The 21908-nt window shown below is 57.0% G+C and carries 22 protein-coding genes, 1 rRNA gene and 1 riboswitch; of the genes, 13 read left to right on the top strand and 10 right to left on the bottom strand.

From position 1 onward, the window contains the following. Positions 1-95: ribosomal RNA gene (locus tag HMPREF1144_RS10920) — 16S ribosomal RNA — on the bottom strand; the annotation flags it as partial. Between the two features lie 627 nt (positions 96-722). On the opposite strand from HMPREF1144_RS10920, the gene purH reads away from it, so the two are divergent. Both purH and purD read left to right on the top strand, forming a co-directional pair. Beyond that, positions 723-2312 carry a bifunctional phosphoribosylaminoimidazolecarboxamide formyltransferase/IMP cyclohydrolase gene (gene purH, locus HMPREF1144_RS10915; protein ID WP_004097693.1) on the top strand — a complete coding sequence of 530 codons (1590 nt, stop codon included), beginning with the start codon at positions 723-725 and terminating at the stop codon, positions 2310-2312. Positions 2313-2327: 15 nt separating this feature from the next. Beyond that, entirely contained in the window at positions 2328-3620 is a 1293-nt protein-coding gene (gene purD / locus HMPREF1144_RS10910) for a phosphoribosylamine--glycine ligase (RefSeq protein WP_009652775.1), read from the top strand. Here the strand turns inward: purD and zraR are convergent. After that, on the bottom strand, positions 3617-4951 hold the full coding sequence (zraR, locus tag HMPREF1144_RS10905; RefSeq protein WP_009652771.1) for a sigma-54-dependent response regulator transcription factor ZraR: 1335 nt from the start codon (positions 4949-4951) through the stop codon (positions 3617-3619). The two genes, purD and zraR, sit on opposite strands and share 4 nt — an antisense overlap. Further along, positions 4948-6336, bottom strand: coding sequence for a two-component system sensor histidine kinase ZraS (zraS, locus tag HMPREF1144_RS10900; protein ID WP_009652763.1), 1389 nt, complete (start codon positions 6334-6336; stop codon positions 4948-4950). The genes zraR and zraS overlap by 4 nt, the downstream gene beginning before the upstream one ends. Before the next feature lie 252 nt (positions 6337-6588). Here zraS and zraP point away from each other — a divergent pair, with 252 nt between their 5' ends. Further along, complete coding sequence (gene zraP, locus HMPREF1144_RS10895; RefSeq protein WP_009652764.1) at positions 6589-7023, top strand: zinc resistance sensor/chaperone ZraP; 435 nt, start codon at positions 6589-6591, stop codon at positions 7021-7023. A 3-nt stretch (positions 7024-7026) separates the two neighbouring features. Here the strand turns inward: zraP and HMPREF1144_RS10890 are convergent, their stop codons facing one another. The 6 genes from HMPREF1144_RS10890 to nudC all read right to left on the bottom strand — a co-directional run bounded on the left by HMPREF1144_RS10890 (position 7027) and on the right by nudC (position 11509). Continuing rightward, positions 7027-7719 (bottom strand): DUF1481 domain-containing protein, encoded by a 693-nt coding sequence (locus HMPREF1144_RS10890; protein ID WP_004097677.1) that lies wholly within the window; start codon positions 7717-7719, stop codon positions 7027-7029. A gap of 12 nt (positions 7720-7731) precedes the next feature. Next, positions 7732-8004: a nucleoid-associated protein HU-alpha gene (hupA, locus tag HMPREF1144_RS10885; protein ID WP_004097675.1), complete on the bottom strand. Its 273-nt coding sequence runs from the start codon at positions 8002-8004 to the stop codon at positions 7732-7734. A gap of 186 nt (positions 8005-8190) precedes the next feature. Further along, entirely contained in the window at positions 8191-8781 is a 591-nt protein-coding gene (locus tag HMPREF1144_RS10880; RefSeq protein ID WP_004097673.1) for a YjaG family protein, read from the bottom strand. A gap of 42 nt (positions 8782-8823) precedes the next feature. Beyond that, complete coding sequence (gene nfi, locus HMPREF1144_RS10875; RefSeq protein ID WP_009652768.1) at positions 8824-9495, bottom strand: deoxyribonuclease V; 672 nt, start codon at positions 9493-9495, stop codon at positions 8824-8826. A gap of 9 nt (positions 9496-9504) precedes the next feature. Then, a complete protein-coding gene (gene hemE, locus HMPREF1144_RS10870; RefSeq protein ID WP_004097668.1) occupies positions 9505-10569 on the bottom strand; it encodes a uroporphyrinogen decarboxylase in 1065 nt (354 codons plus the stop codon). A 166-nt stretch (positions 10570-10735) separates the two neighbouring features. Then, entirely contained in the window at positions 10736-11509 is a 774-nt protein-coding gene (nudC, locus tag HMPREF1144_RS10865) for an NAD(+) diphosphatase (protein WP_004097667.1), read from the bottom strand. A gap of 95 nt (positions 11510-11604) precedes the next feature. On the opposite strand from nudC, the gene HMPREF1144_RS10860 reads away from it, so the two are divergent. The 10 genes from HMPREF1144_RS10860 (at position 11605) to HMPREF1144_RS10815 (ending at position 20372) form a co-directional block, all read left to right on the top strand. Further along, on the top strand, positions 11605-12102 hold the full coding sequence (locus HMPREF1144_RS10860; RefSeq protein WP_004097666.1) for an Rsd/AlgQ family anti-sigma factor: 498 nt from the start codon (positions 11605-11607) through the stop codon (positions 12100-12102). Positions 12103-12156: 54 nt separating this feature from the next. Then, positions 12157-12270: riboswitch (TPP riboswitch) on the top strand. Positions 12271-12355: 85 nt separating this feature from the next. Further along, positions 12356-14251 carry a phosphomethylpyrimidine synthase ThiC gene (gene thiC, locus HMPREF1144_RS10855; RefSeq protein WP_009652774.1) on the top strand — a complete coding sequence of 632 codons (1896 nt, stop codon included), beginning with the start codon at positions 12356-12358 and terminating at the stop codon, positions 14249-14251. Next, a complete protein-coding gene (thiE, locus tag HMPREF1144_RS10850) occupies positions 14251-14886 on the top strand; it encodes a thiamine phosphate synthase (RefSeq protein ID WP_009652773.1) in 636 nt (211 codons plus the stop codon). Before thiC ends, thiE begins: the two co-directional genes overlap by 1 nt. Then, the gene (locus HMPREF1144_RS10845; RefSeq protein ID WP_004097662.1) at positions 14879-15634 is read left to right on the top strand and encodes a HesA/MoeB/ThiF family protein; all 756 of its coding nucleotides are present in this window, start codon (positions 14879-14881) and stop codon (positions 15632-15634) included. Before thiE ends, HMPREF1144_RS10845 begins: the two co-directional genes overlap by 8 nt. Continuing rightward, positions 15618-15818 carry a sulfur carrier protein ThiS gene (thiS, locus tag HMPREF1144_RS10840; RefSeq protein WP_004097660.1) on the top strand — a complete coding sequence of 67 codons (201 nt, stop codon included), beginning with the start codon at positions 15618-15620 and terminating at the stop codon, positions 15816-15818. Before HMPREF1144_RS10845 ends, thiS begins: the two co-directional genes overlap by 17 nt. Before the next feature lies 1 nt (position 15819). Then, positions 15820-16590, top strand: a complete 771-nt coding sequence (thiG, locus tag HMPREF1144_RS10835; RefSeq protein ID WP_004097659.1) for a thiazole synthase — start codon at positions 15820-15822, stop codon at positions 16588-16590. Further along, positions 16587-17720: a 2-iminoacetate synthase ThiH gene (gene thiH / locus HMPREF1144_RS10830; protein ID WP_009652765.1), complete on the top strand. Its 1134-nt coding sequence runs from the start codon at positions 16587-16589 to the stop codon at positions 17718-17720. The genes thiG and thiH overlap by 4 nt, the downstream gene beginning before the upstream one ends. 320 nt (positions 17721-18040) lie before the next feature. Next, a complete protein-coding gene (locus tag HMPREF1144_RS10825) occupies positions 18041-19573 on the top strand; it encodes a sensor domain-containing diguanylate cyclase (protein WP_004097656.1) in 1533 nt (510 codons plus the stop codon). A gap of 172 nt (positions 19574-19745) precedes the next feature. Then, the gene (locus HMPREF1144_RS10820) at positions 19746-20051 is read left to right on the top strand and encodes a PTS sugar transporter subunit IIB (protein ID WP_004097653.1); all 306 of its coding nucleotides are present in this window, start codon (positions 19746-19748) and stop codon (positions 20049-20051) included. A 3-nt stretch (positions 20052-20054) separates the two neighbouring features. Next, the gene (locus tag HMPREF1144_RS10815) at positions 20055-20372 is read left to right on the top strand and encodes a PTS lactose/cellobiose transporter subunit IIA (RefSeq protein ID WP_004097651.1); all 318 of its coding nucleotides are present in this window, start codon (positions 20055-20057) and stop codon (positions 20370-20372) included. A gap of 43 nt (positions 20373-20415) precedes the next feature. On the opposite strand, the gene dcuB is transcribed toward HMPREF1144_RS10815, so the two are convergent. Beyond that, entirely contained in the window at positions 20416-21756 is a 1341-nt protein-coding gene (gene dcuB / locus HMPREF1144_RS10810; protein WP_009652772.1) for an anaerobic C4-dicarboxylate transporter DcuB, read from the bottom strand. Between the last annotated feature and the right edge of the window lie 152 nt (positions 21757-21908).

The raw sequence follows: 21908 nt of genomic DNA, 5'->3' as shown, positions 1-21908 counted from the left end.
CACCCGAGAGCAAGCTCTCTGTGCTACCGTTCGACTTGCATGTGTTAGGCCTGCCGCCAGCGTTCAATCTGAGCCATGATCAAACTCTTCAATTTAAGTTTGATGCTCGTAGAATTAAACTTCGTAATGAATTACGTGTTCACTCTTTGAGACTTGGTATTCATTTTTCGTCCGAGGACGTTAAGAATCCATGTCACTTTGAGTGCCCACACAGATTGTCTGATAAATTGTTAAAGAGCAGTGCAACGCGGCTTTCGCTCACCGTTGCGAGGTGGCGTATGTTACGCTTTCCTCTTTCAGAGTCAACCCGTTATTTCAGGATTTTTTCTCTTCAACCGACCGGGTTGTTTGTGAAGTGATTCACATCTGCCGTGTCGATGGAGGCGCATTATAGGGAGTTCCCGAGCATCCGCAATAGTAAAATTGCAGAAAAATGACTGACTGCTGCATTCCCCAGCAAAACCCCGCTTTATACCCTGTTACGCACAGAATTATCCACAGGTAGCGGCCGATACCCTCTTATAAAGGCCCGCTCTCTTCTCTTTATAGGGCGCGATCCTGGGCTAAAAAGAGAAAGATAAAAATTCGCGAGCGTTGCGCAAACGTTTTCGTTACAATGCCGCGCTATAACAAGGATGCCCGGTTGGGTGCGTTAGGTGAGTTTTTAGACAAAAATTCACCTAACGCTCTCTGTAATATTCAAATCCTGGGGATTTAATACCATGCAACAACGTCGTCCAGTCCGCCGCGCCCTGCTCAGTGTTTCTGACAAGGCCGGTATCGTCGAATTCGCGCAGGCGCTTTCCGCTCGTGGTGTCGAGCTACTGTCTACGGGTGGTACCGCACGCCTGCTGGCTGAGAAAGGTCTGCCGGTTACCGAAGTCTCTGACTACACCGGTTTCCCGGAAATGATGGACGGACGCGTGAAGACCCTGCATCCGAAAGTTCACGGCGGTATTCTCGGTCGCCGCGGCCAGGATGACGGTATTATGGAACAACACGGTATCGCGCCTATTGATATGGTGGTGGTTAACCTGTATCCGTTTGCTCAAACCGTTGCCCGCGAGGGCTGCTCGCTGGAAGATGCGGTAGAAAACATTGATATCGGCGGCCCAACCATGGTTCGCTCAGCGGCGAAGAACCATAAAGACGTCGCCATCGTAGTGAAGAGCAGCGACTACGATGCCATCATTAAAGAGATGGATGCCAACGAAGGCTCCCTGACCCTCGACACCCGCTTCGACCTCGCCATTAAGGCATTCGAACACACCGCCGCCTACGACAGCATGATTGCCAACTACTTCGGCAGCATGGTTCCGGCCTATCACGGCGAGAGCAAAGAAGCCGCTGGCCGCTTCCCTCGCACCCTGAATCTGAACTTCATTAAGAAGCAGGATATGCGCTATGGTGAAAACAGCCACCAGCAGGCGGCCTTCTATATAGAAGAAGAAGTCAAAGAAGCCTCTGTCGCCACTGCACAGCAGGTTCAGGGTAAAGCGCTCTCCTATAACAACATCGCTGACACCGATGCCGCGCTGGAATGCGTCAAAGAATTCAGCGAGCCGGCCTGCGTTATTGTGAAGCACGCCAACCCATGTGGCGTAGCGGTAAGCACCTCTATTCTGGACGCCTACGACCGCGCGTACAAAACTGACCCGACCTCTGCCTTCGGCGGCATTATCGCGTTTAACCGCGAACTGGATGCCGAAACCGCGCAGGCGATCATCTCCCGCCAGTTTGTTGAAGTGATCATCGCACCGTCTGCGACGGAAGAAGCCCTGAAGATCACTGCCGCGAAACAGAATGTCCGCGTCCTGACCTGCGGTCAGTGGACGCAGCGCGTACCGGGTCTGGACTTCAAACGCGTTAACGGCGGCCTGCTGGTTCAGGATCGCGATCTGGGTATGGTTACGGAAGGCGAACTGCGCGTGGTTTCCAAACGCCAGCCGACCGAGCAGGAGCTGCGCGATGCGCTGTTCTGCTGGAAAGTGGCGAAATTCGTTAAATCCAACGCCATTGTGTACGCCAAAGAGAATATGACCATCGGGATAGGCGCAGGCCAGATGAGCCGCGTTTACTCCGCCAAAATCGCCGGGATTAAAGCCGGTGATGAAGGTCTGGAAGTGAAAGGTTCGGCTATGGCGTCCGACGCCTTCTTCCCGTTCCGCGACGGTATTGATGCCGCTGCTGCCGTTGGCGTGAGCTGCGTCATTCAGCCCGGTGGTTCTATTCGCGACGAAGAGGTGATTGCCGCCGCCGATGAGCACGGCATCGCGATGATCTTCACCGACATGCGCCACTTCCGCCATTAATTCACGGAGCAGACGATGAAAATATTAGTTATTGGCAACGGCGGACGCGAACACGCGCTGGCCTGGAAGGCCGCACAGTCACCGCAGGTTGATACCGTTTTTGTCGCCCCGGGTAACGCGGGCACCGCGCTGGAACCGGCGCTGCAGAACGTGGCTATCGGCGTCACCGATATTCCGGCACTGCTGAGCTTTGCCCAGAGCGAGAAGATTGACCTGACCATCGTTGGCCCGGAAGCACCGCTGGTAATTGGCGTTGTCGATGCGTTCCGTGCCGCAGGGCTGAAAATCTTCGGCCCAACGGAAGGCGCGGCGCAGCTTGAAGGCTCCAAAGCCTTCACCAAAGATTTCCTCGCGCGTCATAACATCCCGACGGCGGAATACCAGAACTTCACCGAAGTCGAGCCCGCGCTGGCGTACCTGCGTGAGAAAGGCGCGCCGATCGTCATCAAGGCCGACGGCCTGGCCGCCGGCAAGGGCGTGATTGTCGCCATGACGCTGGAAGAAGCGGAAGCCGCCGTTCACGACATGCTGGCAGGTAACGCCTTTGGCGACGCCGGACACCGCATCGTCATTGAAGAGTTCCTCGACGGCGAAGAGGCGAGCTTTATCGTGATGGTCGACGGCGAGCACGTCCTGCCGATGGCCACCAGCCAGGATCATAAACGCGTGGGCAATGGCGATACCGGCCCAAACACGGGCGGTATGGGCGCTTACTCACCGGCGCCGGTGGTAACCGATGAGGTTCACCAGCGCACCATGGAACGCATTATCTGGCCAACCGTAAAAGGTATGGCAGCGGAAGGGAACACCTACACCGGTTTCCTCTATGCGGGCCTGATGATCGATAAGCAGGGAAACCCGAAGGTTATCGAGTTCAACTGCCGCTTTGGCGATCCGGAAACCCAGCCGATCATGCTGCGCATGAAATCGGATCTGGTAGATCTGTGCCTCGCCGCCTGCGACGGCAAGCTGAATGAGAGAACCTCCGAGTGGGACGAACGCGCCTCGCTGGGCGTTGTGATCGCCGCCGGTGGCTATCCGGGCAGCTACAGCACCGGTGATGAGATCCACGGCCTGCCGCTGGAAGAAGCGGCTGACGGCAAGGTCTTCCACGCCGGTACCAGACTCGCTGATGACGATCGCGTGCTGACCAGCGGCGGCCGGGTGCTCTGCGCTACCGCGCTGGGTCACACCGTCGCTGAAGCGCAAAAGCGCGCTTACGCCCTGATGAGCGATATCCGCTGGGACGGCAGCTTTAGCCGTAACGACATCGGCTGGCGCGCTATTGAACGTGAGCAAAACAGCTAACGGCTGAGCTTTGCCAGCAGCGTTTTACGCGTAATGCCGAGCTGACGGGCGGCTTCAGTTTTGTTGCCGCCCGTTTTTTCGAGCGCCACCAGGATCGCTTCTTTCTCGACTTCCACCAGCGGCTGAATACTATCCTCGCCGTGCGGCGCGTCCGCAACCGACGTACCGGCAATCGCCAGCGGCAGCTCGCGTTCGGAGATGTACTCGCCGGTCAGCAGGACCACCGCCCGCTCCACCGCATTTTCCAGTTCGCGAATATTGCCCGGCCAGGCGTAGTGAATCAGCAAGTCCATCGCCTGTGGCGTAAACCCCTGCACCGCTTTGCGGTTACGCTCGGCATAACGCTGCAGGAAATAGCGCGCCAGCTGAGGGATATCCTCCTTGCGCTGACGCAGCGGCGGCATATCGATAGTCACGACGTTCAGGCGATAGTAGAGATCCTGACGAAAACGTCCGGCGCTGACCTCTTCAGCTAAATCCCGGTGGGTGGAGGCAATTAGCCGTACATCGACCGAAAGGGTCTGATTGCTGCCCACGCGCTGCACTTCACGCTCCTGAATCGCCCGCAGCAGGCGCACCTGCATCAGCGGTGAAATATCGCCAATCTCATCGAGAAAGAGCGTACCGCCGTCCGCTTCAACAAAACGCCCTTCTCGCCGTTTGTCCGCGCCGGTAAAGGCGCCTTTCTCGTGCCCAAACAGCTCCGACTCCAGCAACGACTCATTGAGTGCGGCACAGTTAAGGATCACCAGCGGCCTGCGGCTACGGGCGCTGCTGGCGTGCAGCGCCCGCGCGACCAGCTCTTTCCCGGTGCCCGACTCGCCGTGAATTAATACCGTCGCATCGGAGGGGGCAACCAGGGCAATATTATTCAGCAGCGCCCGCATCGCCGGGCTATCGCCCACCATGCCAAACTGGGCCGCGGGGGGACTACCCGCGACGGGTGACTCGCTCAGCCGCGTATGGGCCAACGCCTCAGACAGCGTCTGCTGCAGCTTGTCAAAGTCCAGCGGCTTGATAAGGTAGTCCAGCGCACCGGATTTCAGCGCCTCCACTGCGGTATCGACGCTGGAGTATGCGGTCATGATCAATACCGGAATCGACGGATTCCAGGTTTTGATCTCTTTCAGCGTTTCGATGCCGTCCATCTCGGCCATGCGGATATCGCAAAGCACCAGATCAAACACCGTCTGGCGCACCTGTTCCAGCGCCTGTACACCGTTGTAGGCCAGCGCAACCCGGTATCCCCAGCCCCGCAACAGCGCCTGTAAGATAGTGCAGTGGCTGATGTCATCGTCCACCACCAGAATATCGATCTGCTCGCCACTCATCCTTGTTCATCCTTTTGTTGCCCGTTGACCGGCAAATAGAGAGTAAATAGCGCGCCTTCGCCGGGGGCGCTCTCGGCGTGAATCGTTCCGCCGTGCTGCTCGACAATGTTCTGCACCACCGCCAGGCCCAGCCCGGTGCCGTCGGCCTTGGTCGTGAAGTACGGGGTAAAAATGGCCTGTAGCTGTTCCCCCGTCATCCCCTTGCCGCTGTCCGCAACGCTCACCTTTACTCGCCCGTCGCCGCATTCCCTCACCGCCACCGTAATCACGCCATCGCGGCCAATAGCATGGACGGCATTGAGATAAAGGTTCAGCAGCACCTGTTTCAAACGATCCGGATCGGCCTGAATGCGGCATAGCGCGGGCTGCGCGGTGAAGGCGAGCGTTATCGCCCGGCTGGCGGCATCCTGGCTAATCAGCTGAAGCGAGTGCGTAATCACGTCATTCAAATCAACCGATTGATACGTTAAATGCGCCGGACGCACCAGTTCCAGCAGCTCGCTGACGACCCTGTTCAGGCGATCGGCTTCCTTCGCCATCACCTGGGCCAGCTGATGCGCTTCGCCATCGGCTGGGGTTCGCTCGGCAAAATACTTTGCCAGCCCTTTTATAGATGACAGCGGGTTGCGGATCTCATGGGCGACGCCCGCGGCCAGATGACCAAGCGCCACCAGCTTTTCTTTACGCGCCGTCGCCTCATGCAGCTGCTTGCGCGAACGTTGATAACGGCGGAACCAGAACTGCGCCAGCAACGTTGCCGCCATCACTACGCCCGCCGCGCAGAGCATGATAACCATATTACGCAGGCTACGGGCATGGTCGGCATCCAGCTCGCGGGTATCAAAAGCAATAAAAATAACCTGGGGAGCCTGGGTACGCAGCACGGCAGCTTCGCGACGCATCATCATGCGCATATGATGCCCGCCGCCGTTAAGCGGGCGAAATTGACGATAAATCTCCAGCGCCGGTTCCGGTTTTTCGAGCCGGCGCCAGCGCTCCTCGCTCCCAATATTCAGCTCACGCAGAGTGCTGGCAGGATAGAGCGACTCACCAACCCGCCGCGGGTCGCTATGGGCAATGATTTTACCGCTCTCATCCGTCACAGCGAACCACAGCACGCCTGGCTGCCAGGCCATCTCCTCCAGCAACGCCTGCAGTTGGGAATGATGCATACGCATTCCCATGCCCACCCGGGCGCCGGACTCAAGGGCGCGAATCAGCACGCTGCCCTTTTCCTGGATAGTCTGGCGCGCGGCTTCATTTTCACGGCCATAATCACGCACGATTAACGCAGAGAACAGGCACACCAGCAGCAAGATAAGGCCGGTTAACAACCAGCTCAGCCAGACGGCGAGGGAATCCTTAGACAACCGCATCGCGTTCATGACAACTCCCTTTCCTCAGACACCGTATCGCTCAGCAGAAATCATGCCATTTTTCCGTCCCGTCTAACCGCTTCTCAGGCGCAAACCGGGAAAGCGATCGAGTAAAAATGACCCGCAGCCTCCTTGACCGCGAGTCATTTTTACTCGCTCTCGCCTGGCTGGAAAGCGCTCAATGCCCGATATCCTGCGACCTTTCCATTCTGGCACAGAAGATGCAAATCATTGAGTAACCATAAGCCAGGAGAATAAACTATGAAACGGAACAAAAAAATGACGCTGATGCTGATTGCCCTCGCCGCGCTGACTTTCGGCAGCAGTCCAGCCTGGGCAAGGCACCACTGGAATAACGGCAGCGGAATGGGCCCCCAGGGCTACAGCCAGCTCACCACCGATCAGCAGGCCACTGCCCAGAAGCTGCATAACGATTTCTATGAACAAACCCGCGTTTTGCGTCAACAGCTCCAATCAAAACGCTACGAATACCATGCGCTGTTAACCGCGGATAAGCCGGACAGCACGAAAGTTGAATCCATTGCCCAGGAGATGGAGGTTCTCGGTCAACAGCTGGCCCAGCAGCGGGTGAAGTTCGATCTCGCGTTAGCGCAGGCGGGTATTTCTCGCGGTGTGGGTATGGGACCAGGGAGCTGCGGCGGAGGCCGCGGTCATATGGAGATGAGCCACTGGTAAGGCTCAGAAGCTTTTTTCGGTCGGCTGCCAGGTGCAGAAATCTTCGTTTGCCACCAGCAGCAGCTGAGAGCCTTCAGGCGCTTCCAGCCACGCCACGCTGACCTCAATGGATGAGTGATTCTGGCGTCGCTCAATATGCGCCAGCGCCTGCGTATCGAGGTCAGGCTTCACGGTCTGACCTTCACAGGTGGTCACCGTCCTGTTGGCATGCCAGCGCCCCTGGCGCAGCATAACGCGTCCCTGACGCAGAGCGTCGCTGGTCTGGCGTATTTGCTCAGCGCGATAGCGGTATAGCGCGACCTGATCGCTGGAAAGCTGCTGCTTCTGCCCATCGATTTCACGCTGCATAAAGCTGAGTTCGCCCTGCGCATCAAACCGGGCGCGAATATGTTCCGGCGGTTTACCGTAGACGTTGAGTTCAATCAGCGCGAGCTGGCCATCCTGCCAGCGGTACTCGCTGGTCGAAGTATTACCATGACGCCATGGACTGAAGGCGGCAAGGAGATGGACCTCGCCGTTAGAATCTTTGCGCCAGATACGCATCGCCCCCTGGTTATCCGCATATCCGCTGGCGGTAAACGGCGGGAGAGAGGAATCATGGCTGCAGGCAGTGAGCAGCAATACGCCTACCAGCGCCAGCGTGCGGCGCCAGGTAGACAAAAGGGGCCGACAAGCCCCTTCGATAAAACTGTACACTGCCACGCGGTCTTACTTAACTGCGTCTTTCAGAGCTTTACCAGAAACAAATGCCGGTACGTTTGCTGCGGCAATTTTGATTTCATTACCGGTCTGCGGGTTGCGGCCAGTACGCTCAGCGCGGTGGTTCACTTTGAAGGTACCGAAACCAACCAGTTGAACAGCATCACCTTCTTTCAGAGACTCGGTAATTGCAGCCAGGGTAGATTCCAGGGCAGCTTTCGCCTGTGCTTTGGACAGGTCAGCTTTGTCCGCAATTACATCAATCAGTTGAGTCTTGTTCATAAGTTATCCTTACAATGTGTTTATCGCTTGCTAAGCATCGAGTGCGACGGAAATGCCTGAAAAGCACTCTCCTGCATACACGCACCGATAGCCACGTTTTTTCGCCCCCCAAATGTAGACCAGACGGGGGGCGGAATGGAAGCCTTCAGACGCTACAATTCAGGCGGTAAATCACGTTTTCTGGTCTCATTGCTGAAAATTTATACCAATATTGCTCTCACCGGCCTCGCGAAGGTCTGCACGCAGCCCTTTGATCAGTTCAATATCGCGTTCTTCGCAGTCGGCCAGAAGACGGAAAATCTCCCACTGAATATCCCATTCTTGTTCGACTGCCGGGTTTTCCTTGAGCTCTTCGTCGGTCATTTCGCGACCAGCCTGGGTCATTTCCAGCATCGCAACGGTGGTGATCGAGCTTTTGCTGACTTCAATAGCATGTTCGAGCGTTTCGCCGCTCAGCCGCGAATGAATCAGCTCACTCAAGGCCACGCAGGCATCAATGGCCGGATAGACGCCGTACAGGTCGTAATCATCAGCGGCCGGAATCGCCTCTTCCAGCTTTTCCAGCTGGCTGTCGAAATTCACCTTCGCATCTTTTACCGTCAGCGTTTCCCAGATCAGATCGAGAATACGGCGATAAAGCTGGCCATCGGCGAACTCAGTTTGCTGACAGAACATGGCGTAGTTGGGGTACATCCGCTCGCACAGGCAGGCCATAAAGGTCACGTGCTGCCAGCTTTCCAGCTTCTCCAGACGCAGATGAATCGGGTTTTGTAACATGATGAAATCTCGAAGTCAGAAATTAGCCGCAGTGTACCTGAATCAGTCGTGATTTGCTTGCCAACGCACAAACGCCGGACGCCGGGACGCCACGGCATCAGCCCAGCGCGTCGGCTCAGGCAGACGGTAGCCTTTCAGGCAGCGCTCCACCCACATCAGCGCGCTATCCAGGCCCACGCGGTGCCCGGTACTCACAAACAGGGGATTACAGCGCGTTTTACTGCGCAAAACCCACGCCAGCTGCTCGCCTTTATCTAACAACGGCGCCAGCGCGCCGGGCTCATCGCCCAGCGGCTCGTACTTACCGCACAGCCGTTTTTTCGCCACGCCGATGGTCGGCACATCCACCAGCAGACCAAAATGGCTGGCGACGCCGAGGCGGCGCGGGTGGGAAATACCGTGGCCATCAACAAATAAGAGATTTGGCTTCTGCGAAAGCTGCTCCCAGGCCGCCAGCAGCGCGGGGGTTTCGCGAAAGGAGAGGAAGCCGGGGATATAGGGCATCGTGGTCGCGACGCGCGCGACCTGATACTCCACCAGCTCCAGGGACGGATAGCTCAGCAGCACCATCGCCGCCCGGGTCACCTCTCCCTCTTGCTCAAATCCGACATCCGCTCCGCCGATCAGCGTCGGCGGATCCTGGTCCAGCCAATCGCCTCGTTCAACCGATGCCGCCAGGCTGAACTGCTGGGTGCGTAGCGATGACAAATCCATATTCACTCCTTAACGATGGTATGGCGCCGACAACCGATGCACTGCCTCCACAAATACGCCCGCATGTTCCGGGTCGACGTCCTGATGAATGCCGTGCCCGAGGTTAAAGACATGGCCTTCGCCCTGGCCAAACCCGGCGAGAATGGTCGCCACCTCTTCTTCGATGCGCGCCGGAGGGGCATAGAGCATCGAGGGATCCATATTGCCCTGCAGGGCGACTTTATGGCCGACGCGACGCCGCGCATCGGCGATATCGGTCGTCCAGTCGAGCCCCAGCGCATCGCAGCCGGTTTCCGCCATCGCTTCCAGCCACTGCCCGCCGCCTTTGGTAAACAGCGTCACCGGCACGCGGCGGCCATCGTTCTCACGCAGCAGGCCATCAACGATTTTATGCATGTAATAGAGCGAGAACTGCTGATAATCCCGGCCGGTCAGCACCCCGCCCCAGGTATCAAAAATCATCACCGACTGCGCGCCCGCTTTGATTTGCGCATTCAGATACAGCGTGACGCTTTTCGCCAGCTTATCGAGCAGTGCGTGCAGGGCCTGCGGCTCGGCGTACATCATCTTTTTGATCACCGTAAACGCTTTGCTGCTGCCGCCTTCCACCATGTAGGTCGCCAGCGTCCACGGGCTGCCGGAAAAGCCAATCAGCGGCACTTCTCCCTTCAGCTCACGGCGGATGGTGCGCACGGCGTTCATCACGTAGCCAAGCTCATCTTCCGGGTCGGGGACGGGTAATTTATCGACATCCGCTTTGCCGGTAATGGGTGAGGTAAAACGCGGGCCCTCCCCGGCTTCGAAATAGAGCCCCAGCCCCATCGCATCCGGGATGGTGAGAATGTCCGAGAAGAGGATAGCTGCATCCAGCTTATAGCGGCGCAGCGGCTGCAGCGTCACTTCACAGGCAAGCTCGGCATTTTTACACAGCGACATAAAATCGCCCGCCTCGGCGCGGGTGGCCTTATATTCCGGTAAATAGCGGCCCGCCTGACGCATCATCCATACCGGGGTGATATCAACCGGCTGGCGTAGCAGCGCGCGCAGGTAACGATCGTTCTTCAGTTCGGTCATTTTTACATTCCTTTAGCGTTGATGCGCCAAGTTTATACACAAAATCATTCAAAGTGGATCGAGGCGGCAATTGAATGAACCCCAGGAGCTTACTCAAGTAAGTGACTGTGGTAAGTGAAAGCAGCCAACAAAGAGGCAATTTGAAGGATAAAGTGTATGTAACATGTCACTCATACTCTGCCCGACACATCGCCACGGTATCTTCAATCAGACGGCGCGCCACGGTGCCCGGCGGCGGCAAAAGCGGCAGATTGTCATAGCGATACCATCCCGCCTCCAGCAGCTCTTTCTTGTCGATGACAATCTCGCCGCTATCGTACTCGGCCATAAACGCGGTCATCAGCGATTGTGGGAACGGCCAGGGCTGAGAGGTCACGTAGCGCAGGTTTTTCACCTTAATGCCGCTCTCCTCCATCACCTCGCGGGCAACGGTCTGCTCCAGGGTTTCGCCGACTTCGACAAACCCGGCCAGCACCGTATGCACGCCGTTACGATGGCGAGTATGCTGCGCCAGCAGGATAGAATCATCCCGACGGATGGCGACGATAATGCACGGGGCGATTTGCGGGTAGTAGCGTTCACGGCAGTGGCTGCACAGCATTGCCCATTCGGTTTTGCTGGGGTGCATCGGATGGCCGCAGTAGCCGCAGAATTTGTGCGAGCGGTAGAACTCCGCCAGCTGGATCCCGCGTCCCGCCAGTTGAAAAAGGCCAGCATCCTGATCGAGCACCTGACGCAGCGATCCCATCTCATGCCGGCGATCCTGGCGGACCAGCCACACCGGATCGCCCTGCCATTCTCCGATTCGCAGCGCGGGCTGCCCCGCAAGATTAAAATTTACCGCTTCGCCATAGGGTAATTCCCCGTCGGGCAACCATAATTTCTGTTCGTGGCTGACGATCCACCAGCCGCGATCTAATTTTTCAATAATACGATCCATATCTATTGCACTACCTTTATTTTACTGGCACTTTTAACATTAAATTTACATTTTGGTGAGCAACGTATTTCTCTTAAATCCTTGCGGAGTCAACCATGTTAAACCAGCTGGAAAACCTGACGGAACGTGTTGGAGGCAGCAATAAACTGGTCGATCGCTGGCTACAAGTACGTAAGCATTTGCTTGTGGCTTACTACAACCTGGTTGGCCTGAAGCCCGGCAAAGAATCATTTATGCGGCTTAATGAGAAAGCGCTGGATGATTTTTGTCAAAGCCTGGTGGACTACCTATCCTCCGGCCATTTTAATATTTATGAACGCTTTATCGGCGAATTGGAAGGCGATACGCCACTTTTAGCCGCCACTAAGATTTATCCACAGCTGCAGGCCAATACCCAGCAGATCATGGATTATTACGACTCCTGCCTCGAAAACGCCATCGATCACGATAACTACCTTGAGTTCCAGCAGGCGCTGTCGGATATCGGCGAAGCGCTGGAAGCGCGCTTTGCGCTGGAAGATCACCTGATCGCCCTCGCCGTCGCCCACAGCCGCAAAGACAACGTCAGCGACAATATCGCGCCGACCGCTTGAGTTGTGAGCCATTAACGCGTAGTTTACATACATTCCCCCTCACGGAGGGGGGATGTCATCTTGTCGGAGTGCCCATTTTCCACACTGGAAAAGGCTGAGACCGTTAATTCGGGATCCGCGGAACCTGATCAGGCTAATACCTGCGAAGGGAACAAGAGTAAACTGCGTTTAGCATCAGCCTCTTCAGGGCCGATCGCATCTGTTACTCCATCCGTCGTCTGGCAAGCCATATCCTGTTTAACTGGAATGAGCTATGTCTACAACAAAACTCACGCGTCGAGAGCAACGCGAACGCGCCCAGCGCTTTATCGACACCCTGGAAGGTACCGCATTTCCCAATTCGCAGCGCATCTATATCCCCGGTTCGCAGGAAGATATTCGCGTACCGATGCGCGAAATTCAGCTGAGCCCGACGCTTATCGGCGGCAGCAAAGATAATCCTCAGTACGAAGCGAACGAAGCTATTCCGGTCTATGACACCTCCGGCGCCTACGGCGATCCGCACATCGCGATTAACGTTCAGCAGGGTCTGAAAAAACTGCGTCAGCCGTGGATTGATGCGCGTCGCGACTGCGAAGAACTCAGCGACCGCAGCTCGGCGTATACCAAGCAACGGCTGGCAGATGATGGCCTCAACGAACTGCGCTTTACCGGCCTGCTCACGCCCAGGCGTGCCATGGTCGGGAAATGCGTGACGCAGCTGCACTACGCCCGTCAGGGGATTGTCACCCCGGAGATGGAGTTCATCGCCATTCGCGAGAATATGGGCCGCGAGCGTATTCGTGGCGAAGTGCTGCGCCAGCAGCATCCGGGCGTTGGGTTTGGCGCGCGGCTGCCGGAGAATATCACCCCGGAGTTTGTGCGCGCTGAAGTCGCCGCCGGGCGCGCGATTATCCCGGCCAATATAAATCATCCAGAATCCGAACCGATGATTATTGGCCGCAACTTCCTCGTGAAGGTTAACGCCAATATCGGCAACTCGGCGGTCACCTCGTCGATTGAAGAAGAGGTCGAGAAGCTGGTGTGGGCGACGCGCTGGGGAGCGGATACGGTTATGGACCTCTCCACCGGCCGCTATATTCACGAAACCCGCGAGTGGATCCTGCGCAATAGTCCGGTACCGATCGGTACGGTGCCGATCTACCAGGCGCTGGAGAAGGTCAACGGGATCGCCGAAGATCTCACCTGGGAAGCCTTCCGCGATACGCTTCTCGAGCAGGCGGAACAGGGGGTGGACTATTTCACCATCCATGCGGGCGTGCTGCTGCGCTACGTGCCGATGACCGCCAGGCGCCTGACCGGCATCGTCTCCCGCGGCGGCTCAATCATGGCGAAATGGTGCCTGTCCCATCACCAAGAGAATTTCCTCTACCAGCATTTCCGCGAAATCTGCGAAATCTGCGCCGCCTATGACGTCTCGCTGTCATTGGGCGACGGCCTGCGTCCCGGCTCGATTCAGGATGCCAACGACGAAGCGCAGTTCGCCGAACTGCACACTCTGGGCGAACTGACCAAAATCGCCTGGGAGTATGACGTACAGGTGATGATCGAAGGCCCGGGCCACGTGCCGATGCAGATGATTCAGCGCAATATGGCCGAAGAGCTGGAGCACTGCCACGAAGCGCCGTTCTACACCTTAGGACCACTAACCACCGATATCGCGCCGGGCTACGACCATTTCACCTCGGGAATTGGCGCCGCCATGATCGGCTGGTTCGGCTGCGCGATGCTCTGCTACGTGACGCCAAAAGAGCACCTCGGCCTGCCGAATAAAGAAGACGTTAAGCAGGGCCTGATTACCTACAAAATTGCCGCCCACGCCACCGATCTCGCCAAAGGCCACCCCGGCGCGCAGATCCGCGATAACGCCATGTCGAAAGCGCGCTTCGAGTTCCGCTGGGAAGATCAGTTTAATCTGGCGCTCGACCCGTTCACCGCGCGCGCTTACCACGACGAAACCCTGCCGCAGGAGTCAGGCAAAGTGGCCCACTTCTGCTCCATGTGCGGCCCTAAATTCTGCTCAATGAAGATAAGCCAGGAAGTTCGCGACTACGCCGCCGCGCAGACCATCGAAGTGGGGATGGCCGATATGTCGGATAACTTCCGCGCCCGCGGCAGTGAAATCTATCTACGTAAGGAGGAAGCCTGATGTATCAACCCGATTTTCCATCCGTCCCTTTCCGTTTAGGGCTCTATCCGGTCGTCGATAGCGTCACGTGGATCGAACGCCTGCTGGCCGCGGGCGTTCGCACTCTCCAGCTGCGCATCAAGGATAAACGCGATAGTGAAGTTGAAGAGCATGTCGTTGCCGCTATCGCCCTGGGACGCAAATACCATGCGCGGCTGTTTATTAATGATTACTGGCGCCTGGCTATCAAACATCAGGCTTACGGCGTGCATTTAGGCCAGGAGGATCTGGAAACGACTGACCTCAGCGCCATCCGCAACGCCGGGCTGCGACTTGGCGTTTCGACACATGACGATATGGAAATTGATATCGCGCTGGCGGCGCGTCCCTCTTACATCGCGCTTGGGCACGTTTTTCCAACGCAAACCAAGCAGATGCCTTCCGCCCCTCAGGGGCTGGATCAGCTGGCGCAGCATATTCAGCGACTCGGGGATTATCCAACCGTGGCGATTGGCGGCATCAGCCTTGAGCGCGCCCCGGCGGTACTGGCGACCGGCGTCGGCAGCGTTGCGGTGGTCAGCGCCATTACTCAGGCGGCCGACTGGCGACAGGCAACGGCCCGGCTGCTCGAGATAGCGGGAGCCGGTGATGAATGACAGCGATTTTATGCGCTATAGCCGCCAGCTGCTGCTGGAGGATATCGCCATTGAAGGCCAGCAAAAGCTGCTGGCCAGCCGGGTGTTGATCGTGGGTCTTGGCGGGCTGGGCTCTCCCGCTGCGCTCTATCTTGCCGGAGCTGGCGTCGGCACGCTGGTGCTGGTCGACGACGACGACGTGCACGTCAGTAACCTGCAGCGACAAATTTTATTCACCAGCGAGGATATCTCGCGGTCCAAAGCCGCTGCCGCCAGGGCCCGGCTGGCTCAGTTAAATCCGCAGATTGAACTGATTGCGCTTAAGCAGCGGTTAGGCGGAAAGGCCCTGCTGGATGAAGTGGCGAAGGCCGATGTGGTACTGGATTGCACCGATAACATGGCGACTCGTCAGGCGATCAACGCCGCCTGCGTCGCGCTTAAAACGCCGCTGATTACCGCCAGCGCCGTCGGGCTTGGGGGGCAGCTGATGGTACTGACGCCGCCGTGGGAGCAGGGCTGCTATCGCTGTCTGTGGCCGGACGCTAACGAGCCTGAGCGCAACTGCCGTACGGCGGGCATTATCGGTCCGGTGGTTGGCATGATGGGTACCCTACAGGCGCTGGAGGCCATCAAGCTGCTCGCCGGTATGATGGCCCCGCGGAACGCGCTGCGCCTGTTCGATGCCCGCACCAGCAGCTGGCGCACTCTCGCGCTCCAGCGGGCTCAGGGCTGTCCGGTATGCGGAGGGCAGCATGCGGGTATGGTTTAACGATGAACCGTTGCAGTGCGCCGAAGCGACCTCCGTCGCCGATCTGCTCACGCAGCTGGAACAGCAGCAGCCGGGCGTCGCGCTGGCGCTCAATCAACGCATCCTGCCGCGTGAACGGTGGCAAGATCATCTCTTACAGGAAGGCGATCAAATCCTGCTTTTTCAGGTTATCGCTGGAGGCTGACATGTTACGTATTGCGGATAAAACGTTTGAGTCACATCTTTTCACCGGCACCGGTAAATTCGCCGCCCCCGACGTCATGGTAGAGGCCATTCGCGCCTCCGGCAGCCAGCTGGTGACGCTGGCGATGAAGCGCGTCGATCTCCGTCAGCATAATGACGCGATCCTCGCGCCGCTGCTGGCGGCCGGCGTTAGCCTGCTGCCCAACACCTCCGGCGCCAAAACGGCGGAAGAGGCGGTATTTGCCGCCCGCCTGGCGCGGGAAGCGCTGGGCACCCACTGGCTGAAGCTGGAAATTCATCCGGACGCCCGCTGGCTGCTCCCCGATCCGATCGAAACACTGAAAGCGGCGGAGATTCTGGTACGGGAAGGCTTCGTGGTGCTGCCTTACTGCGGCGCCGACCCGGTGCTGTGCAAGCGCCTCGAAGAAGCGGGCTGCGCGGCGGTGATGCCGCTCGGCGCGCCCATCGGCTCCAATCAGGGGCTGGAAACTAAAGCGATGCTGGAGATTATTATCGCGCAGGCCACGGTGCCGGTAGTCGTTGACGCGGGTATTGGCGTGCCGAGCCACGCGGCGCAGGCGCTGGAAATGGGCGCTGACGCGGTACTGGTGAATACCGCCATCGCCGTTGCCGACGATCCGGTAACCATGGCGCGGGCCTTCCGTTTAGCGATCGATGCCGGCTTGCTGGCCCGACAGGCAGGCCCGGGCGCGCGCAGCGCGCAGGCGCAGGCCACCAGCCCTCTGACGGGCTTTCTGGAGGCGCGGGTATGAACACCTTCACTGACCGTTGGCGGCAGCTGGACTGGGACGACATTCGCCTGCGAATCAACGGGAAAACCCCCGCCGACGTTGAACGCGCCCTGGCGGCCAAACAGCTCAGCCGCGACGATATGATGGCCCTGCTCTCCCCCGCCGCCGCGGACTATCTGGAGCCTCTGGCCCAGCGCGCCCAGCGCCTGACTCGCCAGCGTTTTGGTAATACCGTCAGCTTTTATGTCCCGCTGTATCTCTCTAATCTCTGCGCCAACGACTGTACCTACTGTGGTTTCTCCATGAGTAACCGCATCAAGCGCAAGACTCTGGATGAGGCGGAAATAGCCCGCGAATGCGCGGCGATCCGCGAAATGGGCTTTGAGCATCTGCTGCTGGTGACCGGCGAACATGAGGGCAAAGTCGGCATGGACTACTTTCGTCAACATCTGCCCGCGATTCGCCACCAGTTCGCCTCGCTGCATATGGAGGTCCAGCCGCTGGCGATGGAAGAGTACGCCGAGCTGAAAACCCTCGGTCTGGACGGGGTGATGGTCTATCAGGAGACCTATCATGAAAGCATGTATGCGAAACACCATCTGAAAGGGAAAAAGCAGGACTTCTTCTGGCGGCTGGATACGCCGGACAGGCTTGGGCAGGCGGGGATTGATAAAATTGGACTTGGCGCACTTATTGGCCTTTCCGACAGCTGGCGGGTGGACTGCTTTATGGTGGCGGAGCATTTGCTGTGGCTCCAGCAGCATTACTGGCGCAGCCGCTACTCCATCTCCTTCCCACGACTGCGGCCTTGCGCGGGGGGGATCGAGCCCGCCTCATTAATGGATGAACGGCAGCTGGTGCAAACCATTTGCGCCTTCCGCCTGCTGGCTCCGGAAGTGGAACTCTCGCTCTCCACCCGCGAATCCCCCTGGTTCCGCGATCGGGTGATCCCGCTGGCCATCAACAACGTCAGCGCCTTTTCGAAAACCCAGCCCGGCGGGTATGCCGATAACCATCCGGAGCTGGAGCAGTTCGCGCCTCACGATGACCGCCGCCCGGAAGAGGTCGCCGGCGCGCTGATGGCCAGCGGTCTACAGCCGGTATGGAAGGATTGGGACAGCTGGCTGGGACGCGCTTCCCAATCGTCATGATAACAAATGTAATTTCTTAAACGTTCTTCATGCACGATCGTAATAAGAGAAACGGGCGATTGTGGCCCTGTTCCCGTTTCTCTATTCTGCCCCTGTCAGCAGCGGACGCTGGCCAGGGCGAATATTCACTCTTCCTCCTTTTCGCCCTGCTCCCGCCTCTGTGCGGTAACGGTAATTCCATCAATAACGAATATTAATCAGTCCATATCACAACGTCAGCGTTATAATTACCGGAGTTTTATCTGATTCGCTCAGCAGGCATGCTGGCTAAACCTGCGTCTCCACCCACGGTTTAACGCTTCTGGAACGATTTACGACTCATGGCTCGTCATAATAGAAAGCTCTCTTTCACCACGCCGATTATCATAGGATTTGCGGGTATTTTATTCAGCTTCTTGCTGATAGCGGTGTTTGCCACGACGACGCAGAGGAATGATTTTCTCGAAGATTATCATCATATTAATCGCAATTTTACCCACAATATGGCGACCAACTACACGGAGACGCTGCTGCAGGGCAACGACTTTATCCTCACCCGTGCCGCCACTTTCTTTGCCCGCAACGATGCGCTGAATGAGGCGGTTAACGTCAATCCAGAAAAAGGGTTGATGCAGCTTATGCAGTTGCAAAATATGATGCAGACCGTTTCGTCCATCTCGCTGGCGGATACCAATGGGCACTATCTGCGCGCGCCCGAGGTTCTGGAAACCGAAGACAGCCAGTCCTTCGATGCCAAAACAAGGCCGTGGTTTATTAAGCAAGCGGAAGCCAGTACCTTCAGTCTGTATACCAGCCCGTACAACGACTACTTCACGCATCATCCGACGATTACCGTCTACAAACCCATAATTTCTCCAGAGGGACGGCTAAAGGGCAGTCTCGCGTTTCATCTCGATCTCACCTCAATGGGCTACGCGTTACGGCAGATGGTTGCACCCGTCCAGGGGGAATTTTTTGTGGTGCAACGCGATGGTAAAGTCGTTCTCCATCCCGATCCCGGCGCTTTGTTTAAACCCTACGTCAGTGAAGCCTTGATGGACAGAATGACCAGCGGCGAAGGCCAGCTGTACGACACCAATACGGACACCTGGTACTATTACTACTCCTTTACCAACCCCGACTGGTTTGTTATTTATCGGGTCGATAACTCGACGCTGGTCAACTTAACGCGCCATGAAACGGATATCGTCGCCTGGAGCTTTGCCCTGGCCGCGATCGTTATCGTGCTGTTTGGCCTGTATCTGCGCCATGCTTCACGTACGGTGTTGATGAACATCATCAATGCGATTAAAACCGGGGATGTTCAGCGCGCCCCGCGGCTGGAAGCGATGCTCAGCAAAGCCATCGAGAGCAATAAGCAGCGCGAGTTAACCTACGTTCGCCAGGCGACCATCGACGCGCTAACCGGCTGCAAGAACCGCCGCGCCTTCGACAGCGATATCGCCGCGCTGATGAACGATCACCATCCCTTCTCTCTTGCGCTGGTTGATATTGATAACTTCAAAACGATAAACGACACCTGGGGTCACCTCAACGGCGATATCGTGCTGCGCAATGTCGCCCGGGAAGGGTTGCAAATCCTCCAGCCCCTGCAAATTTCGCTTTACCGCTACGGCGGCGAAGAGTTTGCGGTGATATTTTCCGGCGGACATATTGATAACGCTCTGATGTTGCTGGAAAGCTGGCGAGCCAGCGTCGCGCAGCGCTCCTGGCGTGAAGAAGGATTAACGGTCACCTTCAGTGCGGGCCTGGGCGAATGGAATATGGAGCCCCTGGAGCAGCTTGTCGTGCGCGTTGATGAAGCGCTTTATAAAGCCAAGCAGCAGGGCAAGAATCGTATCGTCCGCACCTAAGAGAGCACGCTGCTATAGGCCCGGCGGAGCGGGCTTTTACCGTTTTCAACCCTAAATCCGAAACCGGTTTCATTATTTTGTGATGACTTACACACAATCACCGTAAAGCGGTTGTCCCACCCGCCAGCCCGCGATAAAGATGGTACATCAAGGAACATAAGGGCCAACAATTATGAAGAATATCGTTTTATGCTGTGCCGCAGGAATGTCCACCAGCATGCTGGTTCAACGTATGCAGGCCGCTGCGCAACAAAAAGGCGTGGAAGTCTCGATCAAAGCCGTACCGGTTGCCGAGTTTAAAGATAATCTTGCCGCTGCCGATATTATCCTGCTCGGCCCTCAGGTGAAGTACGAGCAGGCCAAGCTACAGGCAATGGCCGACCCGTTTGGTAAAAAAGTCGCCGTCATCGATATGATGGATTACGGCATGATGAAAGGCGACGCCGTGCTTGATAAAGCCCTGAAGTTGATGGAGTAAGAGATGGAAGATTTAGAAACGATCATCATGGAGCTGCTGGTTAATGCCGGTTCAGCGCGCAGCTCGGCTTTAACCGCTCTGCAGCTGGCGCGTAAAGGCGATTTTGCTGCGGCCGAACAGGCAATGGCGGAATCCCATGAATTCGTCAAGCATGCGCATAAAATCCAGACCCAGCTGATTGGCATGGATGAAGGCAGCGGCAAGCTTCCGGTTAACCTGATTACCGTCCACTCTCAGGACCACCTGATGAACGCGATGGTCATTCAGGATCTGGCTACCGACATGATTGAGCTCTATCGCCGAATTCCGCTCGCACAATAACGTCAACGACTTAACAGGCGCCGCTACCGGCGCCCGTATCCTCTTAAAGAAATCCGTACATCGCTGCAAATACCCAGCCAAAGACGCAAGAGACGCTGACGCCAATGAGCCCTGGCAGAATAAAGCTATGGTTAATCACAAAGCGGCCGATATGCGTAGTACCTGAGCGGTCGAACTGAATCGCCGCCAGATCGCTTGGATAGGTCGGCAGAATGTAATAGCCGTAGCAGGCGGGCGCGGAAGCGACGATGTAGGCCGGATCGACGCCAATCGCCAACGCCACCGGAACGATCGCCGCCAGCGCAGCCGCCTGGGAGTTAACAAACTTCGATACCAGCAGCAGAACGATAGCGTAGGCCCACGGGTACTCCTTCACCATCTCCCCGAGCACGCCTTTAATCTCGGTCATGTGCGCGCCGAACATCGTTTCCGCCATCCACGCGATGCCGTACACGGCAACGATAGCGATCATCCCGGAACGGAACACCTCATTTTTGGAGATCGAAGCCGGATTCGTTTTCGTAATGATGATGATGAGCGCCCCGGAGAGCAGCATAAACATCTGGATCACCAGCACCATCGACAGCGGCTTACCGTCGAATGCCGGACGCAGTTCGGAGAAGGCGCCGAGCAGGGCGACAACCGCGATTGAGGCCAGAAAAATCCACATCGCAATCCAGTTGCTGGTCGGAAGCTTTCTATCCAGCAGCGTGGCCGTATCCCCGTACACGTAGTGACGGTTTTCCGGTACCGCAATAAAGGCCTGGAAGGTTTCGTCTTTATCGAGGTCTTTGCCGCGAAACCAGCTAAAGATACCAATGGCCAGAATCCCCAGCAGCGTGGACGGAATGGTTATCGCCAGCAGGTCAAGAAATTCAAGGTGCTTGCCGTTAAAGGTAAAGTTGCCAAGCATTGCCACCAGCGAGACGACCGCCACGGAAACCGGGCTGGCGATAATCCCCATCTGCGCGCCGATCGAGCTGGCGGCCATGGGTCGCTCCGGACGGATGTTATTTTTGATGGCGACATCATAAATAATCGGCAGAATGGTATATACCACGTGCCCCGTGCCGCAAAGAATCGTCAGCGTACAGGTGACGAATGGCGCGACGATCGAGACATATTTCGGGTTTCGCCGCAGGAGTTTCTCGGCAATCTGCAGCATCACGTCTAAACCACCGGAAGCCTGCAGCGTCGCCGATGCCGCCACGACGGCAATAATGACCAGCATGACATCAATGGGCGGTTTTCCAGGCTTCAGGTGAAAAACAAAGACCAGGATAACTAGCCCAATGCCGCCTAAAAGACCGAGCGCAATGCCGCCCTTTCTCGCACCATAGAACAAACAAATTAAGATAATGATAAGTTGTATAGCAAATTCCATACATCCCCCAGAAGCTATCCATTAAATAACGACAATACTCTCCGCTTTGTTTTTATTAGTTCACCTCCTCCATCGCCTTTTAACAGGCGTAACAATCCCCTCGGCTGCGGTAAACCGAAAAGAACCGGGAAAGTAATCACATGATTATTTTA

It is taken from the genome of Klebsiella sp. OBRC7, from assembly GCF_000293135.1.
Lineage (GTDB): Bacteria > Pseudomonadota > Gammaproteobacteria > Enterobacterales > Enterobacteriaceae > Klebsiella > Klebsiella michiganensis.
This window is presented reverse-complemented; position numbering and strand designations above follow the sequence as displayed.